We start from the raw sequence: 23612 nt of genomic DNA, 5'->3' as shown, positions 1-23612 counted from the left end.
GCAGGCTCTGCCCGTTCCGCCAGCGGCGGGAACGGCCGGAATGACATATTGGCTGCAATCCCGATGAGTGCGGGAATTAATGAATAGTTTTCCCTGGTGGCGACGCAATGCTGGAGCGCGCGATAGTTTCCTCACGGCTGTTTAATTGCACTGCACCTTTTTAATAAAACATTATTTACACATTAGCTATGTCTTTTTTTGACTTTAGGATAATACGGAAATAATCCGGTCACGTTATGAAAATAATAATGTCGTCACTGTTAATCATTTATTTAAATGCGGGAATAAACGCAGTTAAGGAATATCTGAATATTATTCTTAACCTGCGCGTTATCCTGCGGCCTGGGCCACAGGAACAGTGGCTATTGTACTTAACTGGTGGTGTAAGCCCGGCTCATCAATCCGCGGAATCAGACAGTCTGAAGAGGATTGTCTACGCTTAAGAAGAAATTACTGAGAAAGGAGCGCGCATGCAGAGTGAATCTTACGGGTTACTGGCGGTTGATAAGCAGGGTAATCGCGTCCTGTTTCTTAATCCGGAAACCTTCGCGGTCGAGCGGGAACTGAACGCTTTTCCACCGCGGCCGCATGAACTCCTGATGCTGGCCCCCTGGGGTAAAGCCTATGTACCCATTTTTGGCGACGGCGTTCATGGTAATAACCCGCATCCGGGTCACAAAGTGGCGATTATCGATTTACAGCGTCGGGAGATCAGCGGCTTTATCGATCTGTCGCCGCTGCGGGCACCCCACAGCGGGCAGCTGGGCCGCGATGGCAAAGTCTATCTCTGCTGTGAGCAGAGTGCCGCAGTGGCGGTGATCGATCCGCAGAGCGACAAAGTGGAAAAAATCATTCCAGTTCCTTCTCACAACGCGCATCGCCTGACGCTGTCACCCAGCGGCCGCAAGCTGTTCACCGATAACGAAGAGGATGCGACCATCACCGTGGTGGATCTCTGTGAAGCAGAGGGGCGGGTCATCGACACCATCCTGCTGCCCGGGCCGATTGCGGGCATCGCTGCCTCTCCGAAACACCCCTATCTGGTCGCCAGCGCCGCTGATGCACCGTTGCTCTATGTGATTGATCGGCAAAGCCACCGCATTCGCCAGCGCCTGACGCTGCCGGGTCATGAACGGCCCTGTCAGGTGGTACGCTTCAGCGCCGATGGCGAGCAACTGGTGGCGATAGGGGATCAGGAACCGCTGGTGACGCTGTTTGACGATCTGCTGAATCCGCTGGGCGACATCCGGGTAGGTAACATGCCGATGGACGGCTGTTTTACGCCAGACAGGCAACAGCTGCTGATTGCCAATCAGGATGATGGCACGCTGAGCGTGATCGATCTGGCGCAGCGTAAAGTGATTGCCACGCCGCGTGTCGGAACGGGCTGTGAGGTGCTGGGTTATTTTCCAATCGGTCAGATAAACGGACGATGATAGATCGCGGAACTCCAGTGGCGGCTGCTGGCGTGCTTCTCCGCCTGCCAGCCGCGTTTACGTAATTCGCGCGCAATCATCTTATTCATGATGCCGTGGCCCAGCAGCAGCACCGTGCCATGCCGTGAGTGATCGATCAGCTTCTCTGCCGCCGCGGAGGCGCGGCTGCGCGCATGTTGCAGCGACTCCGCTTCACCCGCATACCCGCAGAACCACAATAGTCGCAACAGGGCCAGCCAGCACAGGGTAGGCAACTGCACCGCGCCGGTTCGCAGCAGTGGCACGGCGACTTCGCTGAACACGGCATCAACCTCATGGGGCTGCAGACCGAGCTGGCTCAGGGAGGATTGTGCGCGGGGCAGGGGACTACAGACAATCACCGCGGCCTGACGTGCAATCTCAATACTGCGCGGCGGCGGCCCGTCACTGACCTGTGACTGATCGTAGGCTTCGCACCAGTCTGCCAGCGCCTGCACGCTCTGGCGACCTGCCGCCTGATGATCGGGTTTACCATGTCGCATCAGAATAATGGTCATAACACCTCTGCCCGGACTTTTTGTCAGAGTAACGTATTGTCTGCGCTTACAGCGATTTTTCAGAATAAATACACGTGTCATCTCATGGTCACAGGCGTGTGCGACAACAGAGCCCGATGAAAGGATTTTAGTCAGTCTTATAACGCTTAATCATAAGAGAAAATGGTAACTTATAGTCGATGGTGATTTTTTTCAGGCGATGTGTTGCGGGTAACTGGCTGAATTTGCGCTAAAAATGCGTGATGACGGGATGTGATAGTGAAGTTTTACTAATAATTTTCATCAGGATCTATTGATTTATCTACGCGCGTAGATACACTAGGTCCCCAGTGATTGCTCACGGTGCCCGATGCACAGTAGGCCCATCGATTGTTAAGTTACATTCGCTCAGTTTAAGCGACCGGTGAAAAATACACCGGCGAAATGGGGCGAAGAACAAGATTCCAACACCAGGGAATCCTTTAACCTTTCATCATGGTTAGTCAACTGAACGTCGTCACCGGGGAATTTCCGCTTTTATCAGGGAATCGACCCATGGACGGGCGTTTATCGATCTGCATACTCATTCAGGGATAGGGTTATGACGGCACACAACTCCGTTAATCAGCAGGCATCACTGTCATCCACTTCAGCCGCCGATGAGCGGTTTAACACCCCTTCAGGCCGCAAAGATTTCTGGCGCGCCACTTTCTCATGCTGGCTCGGAACGGCAATGGAGTACGCGGATTTCGCGCTCTATGGCCTGGCGGCCGGTATTATCTTCGGCGACGTCTTCTTTCCGGAATCAACCCCTGCAATGGCACTGCTCTCCAGCTTTGCTACCTGGTCAGTCGGCTTTGTTGCCCGGCCTATCGGCGCACTCTTTTTCGGCTGGCTCGGTGACCGCAAAGGCCGAAAGGTGGTGATGATCTCCACCATCATTCTGATGGGCGCTTCCACGACGTTGATCGGCCTAATCCCGAGCTATGCCTCTATTGGCGTCTGGGCTCCTGCCTGTCTGGTTCTGCTGCGCTTTACGCAGGGTTTCGGCGCTGGCGCGGAGTTATCGGGCGGCACGGTGATGCTGGGCGAATATGCGCCGACAGAGCGTCGCGGACTGATCTCCTCCGTGATCGCACTGGGTTCTAACAGCGGCACACTGCTGGCTTCGCTGGTCTGGTTGCTGGTGGTACAAATGGATCAGCAAAGCCTGCTGGAGTGGGGCTGGCGTATTCCGTTCCTCAGCAGTGCGCTGATTGCGCTGGTTGCCTTGTGGATTCGACGTCATCTGCGCGAAACGCCGGTGTTTGAGCGCAGAAAAGCGGAGATGGAAGCGGAACGCGCAGGCGTGCTGGCCGCTCCGGTGGTGGATCAGCGGCCTTTCTTCCAGCATACCCGTGCCTTCTGGACCATGGTTGGCCTGCGTATCGGCGAAAATGGCCCCTCCTATCTGGCGCAGGGCTTCATCGTCGGTTACGTCGCGAAGGTGCTGATGGTCGACAAGTCCGTACCAACCACTGCGGTGTTCCTCGCGTCGTTGCTGGGTTTCCTGATCATTCCTTTAGCGGGCTGGCTCTCTGACCGCTTTGGTCGGCGGGTGGTTTATCGCGTGTTCTGTCTGTTACTGATGTTCTACGCCTGGCCCGCCTTTACGCTGCTCGACACGCGTGAACCGATGCTGGTGATCCCGGTTATCGTGGTCGGTATGGCGCTGGCGTCGCTGGGTATTTTTGGTGTGCAGGCGGCATGGGGCGTGGAGATGTTCGGCGTTCATCATCGCTACACCAAAATGGCAGTGGCTAAAGAACTGGGTTCCATTTTGTCCGGCGGAACCGCACCACTTATTGCCGCTGCTATGCTTTCTTATACCGGTCACTGGTGGCCGATTGCGGTTTATTTCTCGGCGATGGCCGCAATTGGGTTCTTTACCACCTTTGTCGCGCCTGAAACGCGAGGGCGGGATCTCAATCTGCCTGAAGATGCCATCTAGCTTTGCCTGAGGATGCCATCTGCCAGGATAGCGCGAAAAGCAGCAGGCCGTGTAAAGCGGCCTGTTTTTTTATGGAGGAACGTGATGTGCCTAAGTCGTTAACGGGAAAAGTGACCCGCAGTGAAGTTGCGAAAGCGGCAGGCACCTCAGTGGCAGTTGTCAGTTATGTCATCAATAACGGGCCTCGCCCGGTTGCCGAGGCGACCCGTCAGCGGGTACTGGAGGCGATTAAAGCCACCGGTTATCGGCCAAATGCGGCAGCACGCGCACTGGCATCCGGCAACACCAAAACCTTCGGACTGGTGGTGCCCAACATCGGCAATCCTTTTGTGGCCTCAATGGCGCACGTGTTGTTGCAGGAGTCGATGAATCACGGCCACGTCATGCTGCTGGGTGATGCAGGTGATGACCGCAAGCGCGAACTGGAGTTAATTCAGGGACTGCTGAATCGGCAGGTCGATGGACTCTTTTACAACAGCGTCGATCGCCATCCTTACATTGACCTGATTAAAGCCAGCGGTACGCCACTGGTCATGCTGGAGCGGGTTGAGCCTCAGCCGGGCGTTAACATGCTGCGGGTCAATGAGCGTCAGGCCGCCTGGCAGGTGACGGCACATCTGTTGAGTCATGGTTATCAGCAGGTCGGCATAATCAGCGGCCCGGTGGATATGCTTAACGCGCAGGATCGTATTCAGGGCTGGCGTGATGCCATGCAGGATCGCGGGCTGCCGATTGATGAATCGCTGATGTTTCCCGCCAGCTACACCCCACAGGGCGGATACGCTGCGGCACAAACCATGATCGCCCGGGGTCGTGTGCCTCGTGCACTGTTTACCAGCAACGAAGGTCAGGCGATTGGCGCGCTTCGCGCCTTTTCCGAACATCAGATCCGTGTGCCACAGGATGTGGCGCTGGTCTGTTTTAACGGTACCAATCACTCCTCGTTTCACGTCCCGACATTAACGACCGTGCGCCAGCCACTGCGTGAGATGGCTCGCTCTGCGATTCATATGCTGAAAGAGGGACAGAGCGAAGCGCAATTAAAGGAGTTTCCACACTACCTTGAAATCGGTGAATCCTGCGGCTGTGAGCCGCAAAGCCAGAGTTAGCCTATAAAAATATGAAAAGAATTATTATTGACTGCGATCCCGGCAACGGTATCGCGGGTGCCAACACCGATGATGGGCTGGCGATTGCGCTGGCCTTAGCTTCACCTGCACTGTCGCTGGAATTGATCACCACCGTGGCCGGTAACACGCCATGTGAAGTTGGCGCGCGCGTCGCCAAAGATCTGATCGTCCGGCTGGGATTATCTATCCCGGTAATCCAGGGGGCGACGCAGGCGCTACAGGAAGATCCTGCGCCGTGGCGCGAGACGCTGGATAACCGGGTCAATCAGCTTGCGCTGGGTAAGATGTGGCAGGGCGTGCGCCAGCCAGCGGATATCGCGGCGGATGCGTTTGATGCTGCTGACGCTATCGGCAAACTGATTTGCGACAATCCGGGCGAGATTACCCTGGTGGCGATTGGCCCGCTGACGAATGTGGCGCTGGCAATGCAGCGCTATCCCGCCATGGCCGACGCTGTGGCGGAAATTGTCATCATGGGCGGTGTGTTTACGCTGGATGATTATATCAAAGACACCAATTTTGGACTGGATCCGGAAGCGGCCCATCAGGTGTTGCACAGTGGTGCAGCAGTAACGCTGGTTCCGATGGATGTCACCACGCAGACACTGCTGACCCAGCAGGATTTGACCCGCCTGACCGCCGTCGATCATCCACTGACCGAATTTGTGCGCGATACGCTGCGTCCGTGGATCGACTATTCGATGGCGACCCGGCAGCTGGCGGGATGCTGGATCCACGATGCGCTGGTGGTCGCCTGGTTGCTGAATCAGCGGGTCGCTTCAGGCATCGATTACCGGGTGGATATCGAACTGCGTCCCGGTGCGACGCGCGGCAAAAGCTGGCGTTATCGTCAGCCCCTTCGGCTCACTGTCGGCGTGCCTGAGCAGTGCGGCGCATCGGTACATGTGCTGCATCGTGTCGATAACACGCTGCTGTTGTCGATTATTGAACAGGCATTTAAGCGCCTGAAATCCTGATATCGTGGGCGATTAACTCGCCCGCGTGCTGGCGGCGGCGGATCGGTTTCCAGAAGGGCGCTGTGGCCATCAAACGCTGACGGTATCTGTCAGTTTGTCAGCGGCATCAGGACGCGGGCAGAAGGTGCAGGGCTTGTGTGAGCTGATACCCGGCATTACATTGCTTCGCACACGTCGATCCAGCGGGCGTTAGTCAGTTCAGCCATCAGCTGTGGGGTAATTCGGACGGCGCTGTGGATAGCGCCGGCGGCGGGCAGGACTTCCTCGAAACTGCGTAGTGAAACATCACAGTAAACGGTCAGCGGATTCTCAAGACCGAAAGGACAGACGCCGCCCACCGGATGGCCGGTCCAGTTAATCACCTCGTCCACGCTCAGCATTCGCGCTTTCGCCCCCAGCGCCGCTTTCAGCTTGCGATTATCCAGCCGGGCATCGCCTCGTGTCACAATCAGCACCACGTCGTTTTTCACTTTCAGTGACAGGGTTTTGGCAATCTCTCCTGGCGTCACGCCATGGGCGCGGGCAGCCATCCCGACCGTCGCAGTGCTTTCGGCCAGTTCAATAATTTCAATTTCAGGGGCGTGTTCGGCGAAGAACTGGCGCACGGACTCCAGGCTCATCTTTATCTCCAGGCTGATCGAAGGCGTAAAAATTGCCACAAGCCTCAGTGCCTGTAAACGAGATAAACGGAGAATTCAGCGTAATTAAGTCTGTTTAGCTGCCGCTCAGGGTGCAGTTGCCGCATTGTTCGACATCGGGAATGCGATAACGCTGGCAGCAGCTGCGACGGACCAGTTCGCCGTTGCGCGGGATCATGGTGCGGTAGAGCGGGTTTTCGCTGCCATCCAGCAGCCGCTGGTTGAAGAACAGCGCCTGCTCCAGTTGCAGCACCAGCGACTCATCGATCTGGCTTTTCAGTTCACCCAGGAACCACTGGAATGAGTAGCCCATATTGTTCCAGATGAGTCGGGCGTTGATATCACCATGCTGCGTAATACCATTGACCACCGGGATCAGATGCTGCTGAATCAGCCGATCGATACGCTGCTGAGGGTTAAGGTAGCGCGCTTCTTCATCCTCCTGCACATCGATCCAGAAAGTGGCCGGATGACCATTTTCATGAAAACCGACGCGGATATGCTCTGGCGAGCAGTCCAGCGCACGCGACTCCTGCAACAGCGCCATGATCAGTGTTGGCAGCAGCAGGCCAAAATACCATTGCGCCCAGAGTGACAGCACCGGTTTCGCTTCACGAACCGCATCAGGATGATCGCGATAGAGGTAATCGCTGTAGCGCTGAATAATTGGGGTAAAGGCTTCTGATTGTGACCAGGCGGCGAGGGTCAGCGTGTCGCGCGGAGCAGGCTGGCTGAGCTTCGTCGATTCAAGCAGATAGCTGCGCTGTTGTTTCAGCCGCTCATGCAGACTTTCCGCCAGTGGACGGTCATTCTGCCGGAAGATCATCGACTGAGCGTTAAAACGCTGTTCCTGAGCTGAAACGGTTGCCATGACGACTCGCGAAAAGTGTAGATAAGAAAGCAAATGATAATCGTTATTGATTAACTCTACAAGTCGTGTAAAAAATCGTCGTTGCGGGTGGGAAAACGGCGGGGTTGAGGTCAGTTATCCGATCGGGCAGAGCAGCAGAGAGCCGGGCATATCGCGCCGAAGCTTCAGTGATTACCGATGGCGTTACGTTTAATTAGGCATGTTCACTGGCGGCGTGATGCTGTTTTCGGGGTAAATCTTCCCAGGCGAGAATGGTATTCCGGCCCTGATTTTTAGCCACATATAATGCGCTGTCAGCATTGGCGACCGCCAGGTCAAATTCATTATCATAAATAGGCGCGATGCCGGCACTGATGGTGACGTGGGTTGAAACGGTTTCATTGAAAAGATGAGGAATTTCTAAATCCAGCACGTACTGACGGATTCGCTCTGCCAGTTTCATGGCGATGGAACTGTTCACATTGGTCATCAATACCAGAAACTCTTCGCCGCCATAGCGGGTGACAACATCGCGTGAACGCACCGCATCACGAATTGCGACAGAGACCCGCGCCAGAGCCTGATCGCCCATCGCATGCCCGTAATTGTCGTTATAGGACTTAAAGTGATCGATATCCAGCAGCAGCACATAGTGGCTGCCAGCATGGTTTTCCAGAATATTATCCAGCCGGTTCTTAAGACCACGACGGTTATAAAGCCCGGTCAGCGGGTCGAGCATGCTGAGGTCGCTGAATGTCTCTTTCTCTTCGTAGAGCTGATGCATCAGGCGCAGAGTAAAGTTGTCGGCACGGCGGCGCATCAGATGCTGTAGTGAGAAACCAATCAGCGGCAGCGTAATGGTCAGCAGGATCAGCGGCAGGTGCTGCGCATTGTCGAGCAGCAAAACGGTGAGCACCGGTGGCGTGACATGCAGACAAAAAGCCCCCAGATAATCGCTCAGGGCGATGGCACTGATAAATAACACACTGATCAAACTGATAATAAGAAAGCCACCATCAAAATAGAACACCTGATGAAAGCGATAATTAATATGCCAGGCCCAGAGCATTCCCAGCAGCAGCGCCACAGGATTTAACAGGGGAAGTTTTACTTTAGGCCATATTAAAAGGGAAATTAACATAATGCCGCTAAAGGCCGCGACACTCATTACCGGCAGGGTCGTCTCACTTTGCTCACTGCTCATTATTGGCAGCAGATGAAATAGCGAAACGGCGATATTCAGAAACAGGAAAAGCATCACTGAAAGCCGGTATTTACTCTGTTTCAGTTCTTCATAAGATTGTAATTTCATTATAAGTACTCGTGACGACCCTGAAATACCAAAGCGCACGCCGGCAAAACCAGGTTCTGCCAGACAATGAGCAAATTATTGCTGTTGCTGTTATTAAAGGTGTTATCGGCCGCAATCTAGCATTTTCCAACTGGTCTGTCATCTTCGTTGCCGGGCGTGACAAAAACAGGCTGCAGAGCAGGCAAAACTGTCATATGATAATGGGAATGCTTATCATTTGAGGTTGGTGTCATGGGGATAGCGATTATCGCGGCCTGCGGCCTGTGGGGAGTCAGTTGGGCGCTGGGTAAAAAGCTGGATAGTGCGTGGGGCGTGTTGCTGCCGTGCATTGCGCTGCCGCTGTTCGCCTTATGGGAACCGAGCTTCAGCCAGTGGCGGATGGTGATGACGGTTGCGCTGCTGCTGACAGTCGTGATGCTGTTTAACCAGCGGCTGCGTCACTATCTGCTGTTGCCATCCTGTCTGGCGTTAGCGGGCGGACTGGCGGCTGTCTCTGTGAATTTTCATCTGAATTAACATAAGCGGAGTGGTTAAAACCGGCGAACTGGGTAAAGCGACCGGAAAACAGAACAACTGGAAAAGGTAAAACGAGCAGGGGGTAAAACGAAACTACGGGGGAACAGAAGAGATGAGCGGGAAAAGCCTGAAGATGACAACGTTGGTGCGAAGAGAGGGACTTGAACCCTCACGTCCGTTAAGACACTAACACCTGAAGCTAGCGCGTCTACCAATTCCGCCACCTTCGCATCGAGTTGTCTGTTCATATCACCGCAATGGTGCGAAGAGAGGGACTTGAACCCTCACGTCCGTTAAGACACTAACACCTGAAGCTAGCGCGTCTACCAATTCCGCCACCTTCGCGCAGTGCTCGCGATATGAAACTTGTGATTTTGGTGCGAAGAGAGGGACTTGAACCCTCACGTCCGTTAGGACACTAACACCTGAAGCTAGCGCGTCTACCAATTCCGCCACCTTCGCATACCCGTAACACCTTGAGAATGTTACAACCACGGAGGCGCATTCTAGAGATTTTACTCTTTGCGTCAACAACTATTTCGTCGGGCTGAAACGATCGCTGTAAAAAACAACGTTTTCAGCCCGGCAAAGCAGTTAACGGCAGGAAAAACCCTTAGCGCGTTTTGGCACCGCGACCATAGACGGCACGGTAAACTTTAAAGCGGCCGGTTTGCGCGATGACTTCGTGACTGCCGAAGGCTTCATCCAGCGCCTGCGGATAGGGCAGGAAGGTGTTGGCAACGATACGCAGTTCGCCGCCGGTATTCAGGTGCTTCACCGCACCACGAATGAGCGCCTGTGCGGCGTCGAGGCTGGTCTGAGTGCCTTCATGGAAGGGCGGATTAGAGATAATCATGTCGAAACGACCGGTTACGTCAGAGAAGACGTTGCTGGCGAAGACTTCGCCCTCGATGCCATTGGCGGCCAGCGTCGCTTTACTCGCTTCAATCGCCGCTGCATGAACGTCACACAGCCACAGACGCACTTTAGGCGAACGGGCAGGCAGCGAGGCGGCAATCACGCCCGCGCCACAGCCCATATCCAGCACTTTACCTTTGGTGTGCGGGGTAAAGGTCGACAGCAGCAGGGCGCTGCCGCTATCCAGACCGTCACGGCTGAAGACGCCAGGCAGGGTATGAATCGTCAGACCATCGAGCTGATACTGGTGACCAAAGGTGCTGGCATCGAATTCAGGCTGCTTGTCGAGGCGACCGTGGTAGAGACCACAGCGACGCGCGCTGTCGATCTTCTCCAGTTTCACCCACGACTCCATCATGCCTTCGGCGCTGCGCACGCCGCTGCGGTTTTCACCGACCACGAATACGTCGCAGCCCACCGGCAGCAGCGACAGCAGGTTCTGCAGCTGGAACTGCACTTCCGGCTTATTCTTGGTCCAGAAGTAGACCAGGGTATCGCAGCCCTGCACATCTTCGGCCTGAGCAACCATTCCGTAACGCGCCTGTTCGCCCATACGGCGGCTCAGGTTTTGCCAGTGATGATATTGCTGGGTGTGAACGCGCGATGAGGCGGTTTCCAGCTGAGCGGGCAGGTCATCCTGCAGATCGCCAGCAAATAAAACATGGCGGGCGGTAAATTCATCACTGTGGCGCAGAATGACTTCGCTGGCCGGGGTAAAAGCAGACATGTAGGGCTCCTGTAAGATCTGAGCGGGGATTATAGTGGTTTGTTGGCGCATGTTCGATGGGTTTGCTAGCATAGCGTCGCATTCAGGCAGCAGAACAGGTAACACCATGACGTCCAGGCGCGACTGGCTTTTACAGCAAATGGGAATTACGCAGTACCAACTGCGCCGCCCGCGCGTGCTTCAGGGCGAAATTGCCGTCACGCTGGCACCGGACACGCAGTTAATTATTGTCGCTGACGCGCCCCCCGGTTTGCATGAACCGCTGATGCGCGATGTGCTGCATGCCCTCAATCTGCAACCCGCTCAGGTAATGACCGTGACACCGGATCAGCTGCAAATGCTGCCGGAGACGCTGAACTGCGCGGGCTGGCTGCTCGGCGTAGAGAGCGAACAGACTTTCAATGGCGTGGCATTAACCAGCGCCTCTTTCAATGAACTGATCAGCAGCGGCGTCGCCAAACGCGCGCTCTGGCAACAGATGTGTAACCATGACAGCCATCTCTTTACTCACCCCTGACGATCTGGCGCAGGCCTTCGCCATTGAGTGTCGTAGTCACGCGTTTCCCTGGAGTGAAAAGACGTTTGCCAGCAATCAGGGCGAGCGCTTTATCAATTTACGTCTCGACGTTGACGGCAAAATGGCCGCCTTTGCGATTACGCAGGTGGTACTGGACGAAGCCTCGCTGTTTAACATCGCGGTCGATCCCGCTTTTCAGCGCCGGGGATTGGGCCGCCAGCTGTTGCAGCATCTGATCGATGAGTTGATCAAACGCGACGTGCTGACGCTGTGGCTGGAAGTGCGGGCCTCGAACCTGCCCGCCATCGCGCTCTATGAGCAGCTTGGATTCAATCAGGTCAGTCGTCGCCCCAACTATTATCCCACCGCCAGCGGCCGTGAAGATGCCATTCTCATGGCACTGACGCCGTAGCGGTGTTAAGGAGCTTTAATGATTGATAACTGGGATTGCATCCTGTTTGATGCCGACGATACCCTTTTTCATTTCGACGCCTATGCCGGTTTGCAGCGCCTGTTCGCCGGTTATGACGTGCAGTTCACCGACCAGGATTACAGCGATTATCAGGCGATAAACAAGCCGCTGTGGGTCGATTATCAGAACGGTGCTATCTCCGCGTTACAGCTGCAGACTCAGCGTTTCAATCACTGGAGCGAAAAGCTCAGCGTTGCGCCGGAGATCCTCAACAGCGGCTTCCTCAGCGCAATGGGAGAGATCTGCACGCCGCTGCCGGGCGCGGTCAGCCTGATGAACCAGCTGCATGGCCGGGTGAAAATGGGCATCATCACCAACGGTTTTACTGCGCTGCAGCAGACGCGTCTGGAGCGCACCGGTTTCCGTGATTACTTCTCGGCGCTGGTAATCTCCGAGCAGGTCGGTCAGCCAAAACCGGCGCCAGAGATTTTTGATTACGCACTGAATCTGATGGGCAACCCGGATCGTGAGCGGGTGCTGATGGTGGGTGATACGCCAGAGTCAGACATTCTGGGCGGCATGAATGCCGGTATTAAAACCTGCTGGCTCGATCATGGCACCCGGCCATTGCCGGAACATATTAAGCCCACCTGGCAGGTCAAATCACTGGGCCAGCTGGAAGCGCTGCTCATCGGCTAACGCAAGACGCCTCGCAAATCAGCATCTTTCCCATAAAAAAGGCCCGCACAGCGGTAATGCTGGTCAGTTAAGCGACAGGTGATAACGCAGTCTGGTGCCGGGCAGGGGCTGGCGGTCCTCGCGCCGCTGCGCGGTTCCTTCACTTCATTCCTCTGCCTGACGGACCGCCGGGGATGGCACATCCTGTGCCGCCCCGCCTTTCGCCCGCGTCCTGCGGGCTCTCCTGGCAGACTCATTCTGTTCAGCGCTGCGGATTGCCTGCCCCTGCCCGGCCCCGGCCTGCTCTGAAACTTCAGTGTGTATTGTTAAAAAGGGCACGAGAGTGGAGGCCTGAGCGCCTCTGCTGCTGAAAGGGCTATCCGCAGCGCTGAGGCGTGACGGCGGGCCAGAAGTCCACGCCGGGAAGCGTGGACAGTTCGGGGCCGGCCAGGGAGGGCCGATCCCCGAACGGTTCGTCGGCAAGACGTCAAAGCCGAAGGTACCGCGTGAGCGGCGCGAGGACGGCCCGGCAGCAGCAGAGGTGCGCTGGCCCGCACTGAGGCTCGCTCGCCCATAAAAAAAGCTGCCACGTCTGACCGTGACAGCCTTTACAAATCTAATCTTAACTGACCAGCATTACCGTTGTGCGGGCCTTTCTTGTTTTATCTTTACCGCAGCCGGAGCGTTACTCTTTCTTCTCGTCGTCCTCATCCCGATCCTCTTTCACCGGGGTGCTGGCGGTGAGCAGGAACGGCGACTGCTGCCAGCGGGTGCGGCGGTGGCGCAGCAGGGTGCGTGAGAGAATAATGCCAATTGCCAGCGCCAGCAGCATCATCAGACGCAGAATATTGGTGGTGTTATCGACCTGATGCGAGTCGGTGACAAGTACGTGGGTATCCAGCGTCACGCGCAAAAAGCCCAGCGGACCCTCGTTTCCGGCCAGCGGCTGCACAATCTGATGGTTGAAATAGCTGCCCGCGCGCTGGCCGTCGAGCGCCAGCCGATCGCGGACATTGATGTTTTCACCACTGTGCGCCACCAGGCTGCCGTCGCCGTCATAGACCGATGCATCCAGAATACGGCTGTTAGCCGTCATCTGATTAAGAATGGCTTCTATCTGAGTCCGGTTATTTTCACTGTTGTCCATCAACGGCTTAAGGCTGAACGCCACCTGGCTGGTCAGCGTATGCGCCAGCTCCTCGACCTGTTCAGAACGCGCCGCCTGATGGCCGAGGCTGAACCAGGATGCGCCCTGCATCAGCACGACCAGCAGCGCCATCGAGATGAGAACGATCACGGTACGATGTAAGCGAAATTTCAGTGCGGTTTTAGCCATTAATCATCCGGGTCATATCACAACAGAAAGCCTGGAGATTATGTTGCCAGAAGCGGCGCAGACAAGGTAGCCTCTTGCGTGGTTTTGTTGTCCCTACAGGAGCTCTGATGCCAAATCGTTTAACCTGGTGCGATCTTCCCGCCGATGTCTCCCTCTGGCCGGGTTTGCCCCTTTCTCTTAGCGGTGATGAAGTGATGCCGCTGGATTATCGCGCTGGCCGTACCGGCTGGCTGCTGTATGGCCGCGGGCTGGATAAGCAGCGGCTGACCGATTACCAGCACCAGCTGGGTGCCGCCATGGTGATCGTCAGCGCCTGGAACGTCGATGAGTATCAGGTGATTCGCCTGGCGGGATCGCTGACGCCGTTTGCCAGCAAGCTGGCGCACGACGCTGGCCTGGATGTTGCGCCGCTGGGCAAAATCCCGCATCTCAAAACGCCAGGCCTGCTGGTGATGGATATGGACTCCACCGCGATTCAGATCGAGTGCATCGATGAGATTGCAAAACTGGCGGGCTGTGGCGAGCAGGTGGCGGAAGTCACGGAACGCGCGATGCGCGGCGAACTCGACTTCACCGCCAGCCTGCGTCAGCGCGTGGCCACGCTGCAGGGCGCGGACGCCAATATTCTGAAACAGGTGCGTGATGCCCTGCCGCTGATGCCAGGCTTAACCACCCTGACTCAGAAGCTGCAGGCGCTGGGCTGGCAGGTTGCCATCGCGTCTGGCGGCTTTACCTACTACGCCGAATACCTGCGCGACAAGCTGCATCTGTCGGCGGTGGTCGCTAATGAGCTCGAAATTCGCGACGGCAAACTGACCGGCAACGTGCTGGGACCAATTGTCGATGCACAATACAAAGCCGATACCCTGAAGAAGCTGGCGCAGCGTTTTGACATCGCGCCGGAACAGACGGTGGCGATCGGCGATGGTGCCAATGACCTGCTGATGATCAAAGCCTCAGCACTGGGCATTGCGTTCCATGCTAAACCTAAGGTGAATGAGCAGACTGCGGTCACCATTCGCCATGCCGATTTAATGGGGGTGTTCTGCATCCTCACCGGCAGCCTGATCCACGAAGAGCGTTAACTGAGGTATTGATTTGGCCAAAGCGGCAAAACGCGCATTTGTCTGTAACGAATGTGGCGCAGATTACCCACGCTGGCAGGGGCAGTGCAGCGCCTGTCACGCCTGGAACACCATCACCGAGGTGCGCATTGCCGCCTCGCCCGCGGCTGCGCGTAACGAGCGCCTGAGTGGCTATGCCGGCAGCGCCGGAACCAGCCGGGTGCAGAAGCTCTCTGAAATCAGCCTGGAGGCGTTACCGCGCTTCTCGACCAGCTTCAAAGAGTTTGACCGGGTGCTGGGCGGCGGGGTGGTGCCGGGCAGCGCCATTCTGATTGGCGGCAGCCCCGGCGCAGGCAAATCCACGCTGCTGCTGCAGGTGATGTGCCGGTTGTCAGAGGGGATGAAAACCCTGTATGTCACCGGTGAAGAGTCACTGCAGCAGGTGGCGATGCGCGCCCATCGTCTGGGATTACCCACCGAAAATGTGAATATGCTGTCGGAAACCAGCATTGAGCAGATCTGCCTGATCGCCGAACAGGAGCAGCCGCAACTGATGGTGATCGACTCGATCCAGGTGATGCACATGGCGGAGATCCAGTCATCGCCGGGCAGTGTCGCCCAGGTGCGTGAAACCGCCGCTTACCTGACGCGCTTCGCCAAGACGCGCGGCGTGGCGATCATCATGGTCGGTCACGTCACCAAAGATGGCTCCCTGGCCGGACCGAAAGTGCTGGAACACTGTATCGACTGTTCGGTGCTGCTGGATGGCGATGCCGATTCCCGCTTCCGCACCCTGCGCAGTCATAAAAACCGCTTCGGCGCGGTTAATGAACTGGGTGTGTTTGCCATGACCGAGCAGGGCATGCGTGAAGTCAGCAACCCGTCAGCTATTTTCCTGTCGCGCGGCGAAGAGATCACCTCGGGCAGTTCGGTGATGGTGCTGTGGGAGGGAACGCGACCGCTGCTGGTGGAGATTCAGGCGCTGGTCGATCACTCGATGATGGGCAATCCACGCCGCGTGGCAGTGGGTCTGGAGCAGAACCGTCTGGCGATTCTGCTGGCGGTGCTGCACCGGCACGGCGGATTGCAGATGGCCGATCAGGATGTGTTCGTTAACGTGGTCGGCGGCGTCAAAGTCACTGAAACCAGTGCTGACCTGGCGCTGATGCTGTCGATGGTGTCGAGCCTGCGCGATCGTCCGTTGCCGCAGGATCTGGTGATCTTCGGCGAAGTGGGGCTGGCGGGCGAAATCCGTCCGGTGCCCAGCGGTCAGGAGCGCATCGCTGAAGCGGCGAAGCATGGCTTCAAACGCGCCATTGTGCCGGCAGGGAATGCACCGAAAAAACCGATTGCCGGGATGCAGGTTTTCAGCGCGAAGAAGCTGGCCGATGCGCTGGCGATTCTGGACGATCTGTAACGCGCCTGCGGCCGCCAGCGAAAAGCCGCTGGCAGGCCGCTCCCACCTTAACCGCATTGATGCAGGAGGCACGACATGTCGTCGTTTGATTATCTGAAAACGGCCATTCGCCAGCAGGGCCACACGCTGCAACAGGTCGCTGATGCCAGCGGCATGACCAAAGGCTATCTGAGCCAGTTGCTCAATGCCAAAATCAAAAGCCCCAGCGCGCAAAAGCTGGAGGCGCTGCACCGTTTTCTGGGTCTGGAGTTTCCGCGCCGCGATAAAACGGTCGGCGTGGTGTTTGGTAAATTCTATCCGCTGCACACCGGCCATATCTATCTGATTCAGCGCGCCTGTAGCCAGGTCGATGAGCTGCATATCATTATGGGCTACGACGAGCCACGTGACCGCGAACTGTTTGAGAACAGCGCGATGTCACAACAGCCCACGGTCAGCGATCGCCTGCGCTGGCTGTTGCAGACCTTTAAGTATCAGAAAAATATCCGCATTCACGCCTTTGATGAGGAGGGGATTGAGCCCTATCCGCACGGCTGGGATGTCTGGAGTAAGGGCGTCAGCGCGTTTCTCAGCGAGCATGGTATTGCGCCGGATTGCATCTACACCAGCGAAGCGCCCGATGCGGAGATGTATCAACAGCATCTTGGCATTCAGACCGTACTGGTCGATCCCAGCCGATCCTTTATGAGCATCAGCGGCGCGCAGATCCGTCAGGATCCGTTCCGCTTCTGGGATTATATCCCGACCGAAGTGAAACCTTTCTTTGTGCGCACCGTGGCGATCCTTGGCGGTGAGTCGAGCGGTAAATCGACGCTGGTGAATAAACTCGCCAACATCTTCAATACCACCAGTGCCTGGGAATATGGCCGCGACTATGTCTTCTCCCACCTGGGCGGTGATGAAATGGCGCTGCAATATTCAGATTACGACAAGATCGCGCTGGGCCAGGCGCAGTACATCGATTTCGCGGTTAAATACGCCAATAAAGTGGCGTTTATCGACACCGACTTTGTGACCACGCAGGCGTTTTGTCTGAAGTATGAAGGGCGTGAACATCCATTTGTGCAGGCACTGATCGATGAATATCGCTTTGATCTGGTGATCCTGCTGGAGAACAACGTGCCGTGGGTTGCCGATGGCTTGCGCAGCCTGGGCAGTTCCGTGGATCGACGGGAGTTTCAGTCGATGCTGGTGACGATGCTGCGGGAAAACAACATCGAATTCTTGCACGTGCAGGAAGATGATTATGACACCCGGTTCCTGCGCTGCATTGAACTGGTGAAAGCGATGCTGGGCGAGAAAAACGCCCAGCCGTAACGCATGCTGTAACCCGGTCTGCCGCACGGCAGCCGGGTCAGCGCATTAATACACCATCACTACTTTGCCGCGCATGTGGCCTTCCAGCACGCGCTGATGGGCAGCAGTTAAGGTCTCAACGCTTAAGCCGTGCAGCGTCTCGCTCAGTGTGGTTTGCAGCTTACCTTCATCCAGCAACGCCGAGACGGCATCCAGAATCTCGCCCTGACGCGCCATATCCGGCGTGTTAAACATGCTGCGGGTGTACATCAGCTCGAAATGCAGGGCAGCACTCTTCAGCTTCAGCTGATCCATCGACAGCGGATGTTCGTTTTCCACGATGGTGCAGATATGGCCCTGCGGGGCGATCAGCTTTGCCATGGTTTCCCAGTGACCGTCGGTATCATTCAGGCAGAAGATATAATCGACCTGTTTAATGCCCTGTTTTTCCAGCTCTCCAATCATATCTTTGTAGTTGATCACCAGATCGGCGCCGCGATCGCGGCACCACTGCGCGGAATCTTCACGCGAAGCGGTGGCAATGATCTTCACCTTGCTGCGCAGTTTTGCCAGCGGGATCGCCAGCGATCCGACGCCGCCTGCGCCGCCCACGATCAGCAGCGTCTGATCTTCCGTTGCTGACTCCAGGTTCAGTCGCTCAAACAGTCCTTCCCAGGCGGTCAGGGCCGTCAGCGGGATCGCGGCCGACTGCGCCCAGTCCAGGCTCTCTGGCTTGTGACCGGTAATGCGTGAGTCAACCAGCTGCTCGGTGCTGTTACTGCCAGGACGGGTCAGGTCACCCGCATAAAAAACTTTATCGCCTGGCTTAAAGTTGCTGACTTTGCTGCCCACTTCCAGCACCACACCGCTGGCATCCCAGCCGAGGATGCGTGGCTGCTCTAATCCGTTCTTCTTCGCCCCTTTGTGAACCTTGGTATCGACCGGGTTGACCGACGCGGCTTTGACTTCGACCCGCAGGTCATACTCCCCTGGCGCTGGGGTGTCAGGGAAAATTTCAGTGAAGTTTTCAGGACTTTCCGGATTAATTGCGATAGCGCGAATAGACATAAATTTTTCCTGTTTAGTCAGGCTGGAAGCCTGGATCTGGTGGTTGCCATTCTGGCCCTGAAGAGTGCTCACACTCCGCAGGGGCTGTGCCACGCTGTCTGTGGCAGACTGGCTGATGATTCGGAACAGGCTTTAAGTGTAGAACCTGATTTTAGCAGTGATAAGATGGACAATCTTTCATAGAGTGTTCGTCTGAGGTGAACAATGGCGTTTCGTCAGTGGCAGGATATGGCACTGTTTGCGCTGGTGGCGGAGTGCGGTAGCTTTACCGGCGCGGCAGAACGCGCAGGGCTGCCAAAATCGAGCGTCAGTCAGCGCATCAGCCAGCTGGAGCAGCGGCTGGGGATTCGTCTGCTGAACCGCACCACCCGCCAGCTCAATCTGACCTTTGCCGGTGAGCGCTATCTGCTGCATTGTCAGGAGATGATGCAGGCCAGTGAACGCGCCGATCAGGCGATCGCCAGCCTGCGCGAAAACCCCAGCGGGCGTCTGCGCATCACCAGCCCGGCGGGGATTGGTGCCACGCTGCTGGCGCGCTGTAACGCGGCGTTTTTACGTCTCTATCCCGATGTGACGCTGGATGTCGCGATCTCCGATGAGATGCGTGATCTGGTGCAGGAGGGCTTTGATGTGGCGCTGCGCACCGGTCAGCCGCAGGAGTCCTCGCTGATTGGCCGCCGTATAGGCAACTGCCCGCGACTGCTGGTCGCTTCACAGCGCTATCTTGATCAGCATCCGCCGCTGGTTCATCCACAGCAGCTGTCTGCCCACCGCTGTATAGCGCATCGTGCCTGGAATGAATGGGTGTTGCAGCGCGATGACGAATTCTATCGCTGGCTGCTGCCGCCAGGCCATCTCACGGACAATTTGCTCTATGCGCGCGAATCTGCGCTGGGCGATGCGGGCATTACGCTGCTGCCGCACTTTCTGACCGACGGGGCGATGGCGGATCCCCGGCTGGTGCCGGTATTGCCGGAATGGGAAATCGAGGGGAATGAGCTCTGGCTGGTCTATCCGGGCCGTAAACTGAATTCACCTGCGCTGGCGCGGTTTATTGAGTTCGCGCTGCAGTCACCGGTGTTCAGGGAGTTTTATCGCTGACCGGTACAATGTGGCGCAGGAAGAGTGCCGCCATTTTTTCCGGGCCACTCTGGTAACCTGCGATATTTGCCGCTAACCAGTCGCTGGGGCTCACGCCTTCCCAGCTCACCTGATAGCCTGCGTGAAGAATGATATGCTCGAACAGAATGCGTAATGCCCGACCGTTTCCTTCCCGAAAGGGATGCAAGATATTGAACTCGCAGTAATACCAGGCAACCTGATGACAAAAAGCTTCATGGTCAGTCTGCTCAAGCCATCTTTCGCACGCCAGTTTTGCAAATAATTTCTCCGCTTCACGCAGAATAAAAGCGGGCTGGCAAAAGCGGGTCTCTCCTTTGCTGATAGAGATATCGCGTATCTGCCCCGCCCAGCTATAAAGCTCGTTAAACAGGCAGTAATGAATGTGACACAGTGACTGAAGGGTAAAAGGAGGATGAGAGAGCTTAATGGTGTGAATGGTCAGCGCGGTAACAGCACGCTCAGCCTGATCCAGCAGGGTTTGTTCGCGGATATCATAGCGATTGATCAGCACATCGGAATCGGGATAACAGTAGTGATCTCGCCAGACAAGATAACGATTCACGTTGGCTTCCTGTTACTGCTTATAGCGGCGTCGAACCTGTTCCAGGGTCGATAATTCAGCATCTGCTGAAATACGTATCCCCTCCAGCAGGGAACTTGCGGCAAAGTTTGCGACTTTAGTGGCTTCATAAATCGCTTCAGCTTTTTTAGCCACTGGCCGCTCAGCTTTTTTCTTCATTGCGTTCAGCCCTTAAAACGTCACTGGTGAAGCAGGAGGAGGCCTGAGCCTCCCCCTGACATCGTTACTTCGTCATACGCTTGTACTTGATGCGCTTCGGCTCCAGCGCTTCGGCGCCGAGAGTACGCTTCTTGTACTCTTCATATTCGGTAAAGTTACCTTCGAAGAATTCGATGTTGCCCTCATCCTGATAATCCAGAATGTGTGTGGCGATACGGTCCAGGAACCAGCGGTCATGCGAGATCACCATGGCACAACCCGGGAACTCCAGCAGGGCGTTTTCCAGCGCGCGCAGGGTTTCAATGTCCAGGTCGTTGGTTGGCTCATCGAGCAGCAGCATGTTGCCGCCAACCTGCAGCAGCTTCGCGAGGTGCAGACGACCACGCTCACCACCCGACAGTTCGCCTACGCGTTTGCCCTGATCGACGCCTTTAAAGTTAAAGCGGCCGACATAGGCGCGGCTTGGCATCTCGGTGTTACCGATGCGCATGATGTCCTGACCGCCGGAAACCTCTTCCCACACGGTTTTGGCGTTATCCATGCTGTCGCGGAACTGATCCACAGAGGCCAGTTTCACGGTTTCACCCAGTACAATCTCGCCGGAATCAGGTTGTTCCTGACCAGACATCATGCGGAACAGCGTTGATTTACCCGCGCCGTTCGGACCGATAATCCCGACAATCGCACCTTTCGGTACCGAGAACGAGAGATCGTCAATCAGCACACGGTCGCCATAAGACTTACGCAGATTGCTGACTTCCAGCACTTTGTCACCCAGACGGGCACCTGGCGGAATGAACAGTTCGTTGGTTTCGTTACGTTTCTGGTAGTCGGTGTTGTTCAGCTCTTCAAAGCGTGCCAGACGGGCTTTGCCTTTAGACTGCTGGCCTTTTGGCCCTTTGCGCACCCACTCCAGCTCTTTCTCAATCGACTTGCGACGAGCGGCTTCAGAGGAGGCTTCCTGCGCCAGACGCGCATCTTTCTGCTCCAGCCAGGAGGAGTAGTTACCTTCCCACGGAATCCCTTCACCGCGGTCAAGTTCCAGAATCCAGCCTGCAACGTTATCCAGGAAGTAACGGTCATGCGTAATCGCGACGACGGTGCCTTCGAAGTCGTGCAGGAAGCGCTCCAGCCAGGCGACAGATTCGGCGTCCAGGTGGTTCGTTGGTTCGTCCAGCAGCAGCATGTCTGGTTTTTCCAGCAGCAGGCGGCAGAGGGCGACGCGACGACGTTCACCACCGGAAAGGGTGGCAATTTTCGCGTCCCAGTCAGGCAGGCGCAGCGCATCGGCAGCACGTTCCAGCTGGGTATTCAGGTTGTGACCATCGTGAGCCTGGATGATCTCTTCCAGACGGCCCTGTTCCGCGGCCAGTTTGTCGAAGTCTGCATCTTCTTCAGCATAGAGCGCATAGACTTCGTCGAGACGCTTCAGTGCGCCAACGACTTCTGACAGCGCTTCTTCTACCGACTCACGCACGGTGTGTTCAAGGTTAAGCTGCGGTTCCTGCGGCAGGTAGCCAATCTTGAGGCCTGGCTGCGGACGCGCTTCCCCTTCGATATCTTTATCGATGCCGGCCATGATGCGCAGCAGGGTAGATTTACCCGCGCCGTTCAGGCCGAGTACGCCAATTTTTGCGCCAGGGAAGAAGCTGAGCGAGATGTTTTTCAGGATATGTCGCTTCGGCGGAACCACTTTGCCGACGCGATGCATGCTATAGACGAATTGAGCCACGTTGGTTTGAGCCTCTGGGTCTGTTGGTCGTTTGAATGATGTCGAAGTTTAGCCTTTTTCACCGTTTAATCCCAGCCGGGGGGCGGCGAATATTAGCGTGGCGGAGCCGATGCCGGGCATTGCCAGGCATAACTGACTGATTTCCACACTCAATCGCTGACAGAGTCAGGAGAGGATGTCAGAAAGAGGCGTCAGGGCAGGCGCAGCGGGATCGCCTGCTGGGCCAGCCAGTTTTGCAATGCCTGATCGGGCGCGCTGTCACTCACCAGCAGATCAAAGCGCTGCAGTTCGGCGATGCGGGCAGGCAGCACCTTGCCATATTTACTGCTGTCAGCCACCAGCACCGACTTTCGGGCACGCAGCATGGCGTGATGCTTCATCATCAGCTCATTGGTGTTGTAGCAGGTCGCGCCCTGATCTTTGTCGATGCCCGCCGCAGAGATAAAGGCCAGCGTCGGGCAGAGATCGTCAAGGATGGTATGCACGCCAATCGGCGTAAACAGGGCGTTGTCGGCATGAAATTCACCGCCGCTGAGAATCACGTTACAGGCCGGTTTCTCTTTCAGGGTCAGAAAAGTATTCATGGCGCAGCAGATGGCAGTAAACGACAGGGTGTCGGGAATCGCATCCACGATGTAGGGCAGGGTGGTGCCGCAGTCAAAAAAGACCGTATCGTTCTCGTTGATCAGGCTGGCGGCCGCCTGTGCCAGTCGCTGCTTTCTGGCGGCATTCTGGCCATGCTGATCGCTGACAAAATAGTGGCTGGCATGACTTTTCGGATCGCTGACGATATAGCCGCCCAGCAGGACCACGCTGGAGCCCGGCTCGGTTAAATCGCGGCGAACGGTCATCTCTGAGACGCCGAGCAGCTGGGCCGCATCTTTCAGATGCAGTTTGTCGGTGCGTTTCAGCGCCTGCGTCAGCTTGTGAATGCGTTCGTCGCGCCGGGTTTCCATGGTCATCTCTCTGTTCCCTATCCTGCAGTGCGGAAGAAAGACGCCGGGATCGACGTCAATACGCTACAAACCTCACAGATTTGAATGAGTTGCGTCTCATCCGCCAGGCTGGCAGTCAATCTTACCCGCATTCCGTGAGGGCCGCAAACCTCCGCCGTGCTGTCAGCGCGTGGTGATATCGGCACGTCACCACAGGCGGTTGTGGCTTTCATACAGCGCGTTCAGTGATGTTAGCTTGTTATAATAATAACACTGAAAATCCCATT

General features: G+C 56.3%; 23 protein-coding genes and 3 tRNA genes. 12 read left to right on the top strand and 14 right to left on the bottom strand.

Features of this window, described 5'->3' with window-relative positions; all coding sequences use genetic code 11:
* The first annotated feature begins 470 nt into the window (after positions 1-470).
* Positions 471-1436, top strand: a complete 966-nt coding sequence (locus OK412_RS15160; protein ID WP_033759801.1) for a hypothetical protein — start codon at positions 471-473, stop codon at positions 1434-1436.
* Here OK412_RS15160 and OK412_RS15155 read toward each other — a convergent pair.
* On the bottom strand, positions 1418-1972 hold the full coding sequence (locus tag OK412_RS15155; protein ID WP_052271132.1) for a histidine phosphatase family protein: 555 nt from the start codon (positions 1970-1972) through the stop codon (positions 1418-1420). The genes OK412_RS15160 and OK412_RS15155 overlap by 19 nt on opposite strands.
* A 580-nt stretch (positions 1973-2552) precedes the next feature.
* Here OK412_RS15155 and OK412_RS15150 point away from each other — a divergent pair.
* The 3 genes from OK412_RS15150 to OK412_RS15140 all read left to right on the top strand — a co-directional run bounded on the left by OK412_RS15150 (position 2553) and on the right by OK412_RS15140 (position 6048).
* Positions 2553-3941 (top strand): MFS transporter, encoded by a 1389-nt coding sequence (locus OK412_RS15150; RefSeq protein WP_264353301.1) that lies wholly within the window; start codon positions 2553-2555, stop codon positions 3939-3941.
* An 86-nt stretch (positions 3942-4027) separates the two neighbouring features.
* Positions 4028-5050 carry a LacI family DNA-binding transcriptional regulator gene (locus OK412_RS15145; RefSeq protein WP_029519642.1) on the top strand — a complete coding sequence of 341 codons (1023 nt, stop codon included), beginning with the start codon at positions 4028-4030 and terminating at the stop codon, positions 5048-5050.
* 11 nt (positions 5051-5061) lie between these two features.
* Positions 5062-6048, top strand: a complete 987-nt coding sequence (locus OK412_RS15140) for a nucleoside hydrolase (protein WP_010251479.1) — start codon at positions 5062-5064, stop codon at positions 6046-6048.
* 155 nt (positions 6049-6203) lie between these two features.
* On the opposite strand, the gene OK412_RS15135 is transcribed toward OK412_RS15140, so the two are convergent.
* From OK412_RS15135 to OK412_RS15125, 3 genes are all read right to left on the bottom strand, one after another.
* Positions 6204-6668, bottom strand: a complete 465-nt coding sequence (locus OK412_RS15135; protein ID WP_010251476.1) for a YbaK/EbsC family protein — start codon at positions 6666-6668, stop codon at positions 6204-6206.
* Between the two features lie 94 nt (positions 6669-6762).
* Positions 6763-7557 (bottom strand): siderophore-iron reductase FhuF, encoded by a 795-nt coding sequence (fhuF, locus tag OK412_RS15130; RefSeq protein WP_129062775.1) that lies wholly within the window; start codon positions 7555-7557, stop codon positions 6763-6765.
* Between the two features lie 193 nt (positions 7558-7750).
* Complete coding sequence (locus OK412_RS15125; RefSeq protein ID WP_010671715.1) at positions 7751-8848, bottom strand: diguanylate cyclase; 1098 nt, start codon at positions 8846-8848, stop codon at positions 7751-7753.
* A gap of 231 nt (positions 8849-9079) precedes the next feature.
* On the opposite strand from OK412_RS15125, the gene OK412_RS15120 reads away from it, so the two are divergent.
* Positions 9080-9364 (top strand): DUF1435 domain-containing protein, encoded by a 285-nt coding sequence (locus OK412_RS15120; protein WP_010251467.1) that lies wholly within the window; start codon positions 9080-9082, stop codon positions 9362-9364.
* Between the two features lie 143 nt (positions 9365-9507).
* Here the strand turns inward: OK412_RS15120 and OK412_RS15115 are convergent.
* The 4 genes from OK412_RS15115 to rsmC all read right to left on the bottom strand — a co-directional run bounded on the left by OK412_RS15115 (position 9508) and on the right by rsmC (position 11009).
* A tRNA-Leu gene (locus OK412_RS15115) sits at positions 9508-9594 on the bottom strand.
* A 28-nt stretch (positions 9595-9622) separates the two neighbouring features.
* A tRNA-Leu gene (locus tag OK412_RS15110) sits at positions 9623-9709 on the bottom strand.
* A gap of 30 nt (positions 9710-9739) precedes the next feature.
* A tRNA-Leu gene (locus tag OK412_RS15105) sits at positions 9740-9826 on the bottom strand.
* A gap of 151 nt (positions 9827-9977) precedes the next feature.
* Positions 9978-11009 (bottom strand): 16S rRNA (guanine(1207)-N(2))-methyltransferase RsmC, encoded by a 1032-nt coding sequence (gene rsmC / locus OK412_RS15100; protein ID WP_010253598.1) that lies wholly within the window; start codon positions 11007-11009, stop codon positions 9978-9980.
* A gap of 106 nt (positions 11010-11115) precedes the next feature.
* Here rsmC and OK412_RS15095 point away from each other — a divergent pair, with 106 nt between their 5' ends.
* The 3 genes from OK412_RS15095 to yjjG are packed head-to-tail and all read left to right on the top strand — an operon-like array spanning position 11116 to position 12637.
* Positions 11116-11526 carry a DNA polymerase III subunit psi gene (locus OK412_RS15095; RefSeq protein WP_022625367.1) on the top strand — a complete coding sequence of 137 codons (411 nt, stop codon included), beginning with the start codon at positions 11116-11118 and terminating at the stop codon, positions 11524-11526.
* Positions 11498-11938, top strand: a complete 441-nt coding sequence (rimI, locus tag OK412_RS15090; RefSeq protein ID WP_010253603.1) for a ribosomal protein S18-alanine N-acetyltransferase — start codon at positions 11498-11500, stop codon at positions 11936-11938. Before OK412_RS15095 ends, rimI begins: the two co-directional genes overlap by 29 nt.
* Before the next feature lie 18 nt (positions 11939-11956).
* On the top strand, positions 11957-12637 hold the full coding sequence (gene yjjG, locus OK412_RS15085) for a pyrimidine 5'-nucleotidase (RefSeq protein WP_050680029.1): 681 nt from the start codon (positions 11957-11959) through the stop codon (positions 12635-12637).
* A gap of 664 nt (positions 12638-13301) precedes the next feature.
* Here yjjG and OK412_RS15080 read toward each other — a convergent pair.
* Positions 13302-13952, bottom strand: a complete 651-nt coding sequence (locus tag OK412_RS15080; RefSeq protein ID WP_010253606.1) for a YtjB family periplasmic protein — start codon at positions 13950-13952, stop codon at positions 13302-13304.
* A gap of 107 nt (positions 13953-14059) precedes the next feature.
* On the opposite strand from OK412_RS15080, the gene serB reads away from it, so the two are divergent.
* From serB to nadR, 3 genes are all read left to right on the top strand, one after another.
* Positions 14060-15037, top strand: a complete 978-nt coding sequence (gene serB, locus OK412_RS15075; protein ID WP_033770935.1) for a phosphoserine phosphatase — start codon at positions 14060-14062, stop codon at positions 15035-15037.
* 13 nt (positions 15038-15050) lie between these two features.
* Positions 15051-16433 carry a DNA repair protein RadA gene (gene radA, locus OK412_RS15070; RefSeq protein ID WP_010253610.1) on the top strand — a complete coding sequence of 461 codons (1383 nt, stop codon included), beginning with the start codon at positions 15051-15053 and terminating at the stop codon, positions 16431-16433.
* A 75-nt stretch (positions 16434-16508) separates the two neighbouring features.
* Positions 16509-17750, top strand: coding sequence for a multifunctional transcriptional regulator/nicotinamide-nucleotide adenylyltransferase/ribosylnicotinamide kinase NadR (gene nadR / locus OK412_RS15065; protein WP_010253612.1), 1242 nt, complete (start codon positions 16509-16511; stop codon positions 17748-17750).
* Positions 17751-17795: 45 nt separating this feature from the next.
* On the opposite strand, the gene OK412_RS15060 is transcribed toward nadR, so the two are convergent.
* On the bottom strand, positions 17796-18797 hold the full coding sequence (locus OK412_RS15060; protein WP_033756486.1) for a zinc-binding alcohol dehydrogenase family protein: 1002 nt from the start codon (positions 18795-18797) through the stop codon (positions 17796-17798).
* Positions 18798-19001: 204 nt separating this feature from the next.
* Between OK412_RS15060 and OK412_RS15055 the strand changes: the two genes are divergently transcribed.
* Complete coding sequence (locus OK412_RS15055; RefSeq protein ID WP_264353300.1) at positions 19002-19898, top strand: LysR family transcriptional regulator; 897 nt, start codon at positions 19002-19004, stop codon at positions 19896-19898.
* Here the strand turns inward: OK412_RS15055 and OK412_RS15050 are convergent.
* The 4 genes from OK412_RS15050 to deoR all read right to left on the bottom strand — a co-directional run bounded on the left by OK412_RS15050 (position 19879) and on the right by deoR (position 23346).
* Positions 19879-20481: a putative adenosine monophosphate-protein transferase Fic gene (locus tag OK412_RS15050; protein WP_158149574.1), complete on the bottom strand. Its 603-nt coding sequence runs from the start codon at positions 20479-20481 to the stop codon at positions 19879-19881. The two genes, OK412_RS15055 and OK412_RS15050, sit on opposite strands and share 20 nt — an antisense overlap.
* Positions 20482-20493: 12 nt before the next feature.
* Positions 20494-20658 (bottom strand): YhfG family protein, encoded by a 165-nt coding sequence (locus OK412_RS15045; protein ID WP_109652447.1) that lies wholly within the window; start codon positions 20656-20658, stop codon positions 20494-20496.
* Between the two features lie 64 nt (positions 20659-20722).
* Entirely contained in the window at positions 20723-22390 is a 1668-nt protein-coding gene (ettA, locus tag OK412_RS15040) for an energy-dependent translational throttle protein EttA (RefSeq protein ID WP_031593292.1), read from the bottom strand.
* 191 nt (positions 22391-22581) lie between these two features.
* On the bottom strand, positions 22582-23346 hold the full coding sequence (gene deoR, locus OK412_RS15035) for a DNA-binding transcriptional repressor DeoR (RefSeq protein ID WP_010253621.1): 765 nt from the start codon (positions 23344-23346) through the stop codon (positions 22582-22584).
* Positions 23347-23612: the final 266 nt, after the last annotated feature.

Source organism: Pantoea sp. JV6 (genome assembly GCF_025910055.1).
Taxonomy (GTDB): Bacteria; Pseudomonadota; Gammaproteobacteria; order Enterobacterales; family Enterobacteriaceae; genus Pantoea; species Pantoea agglomerans.
Note: the sequence above shows the minus strand (reverse complement) of the source record. Positions and strands in the feature narration are given on the sequence as shown.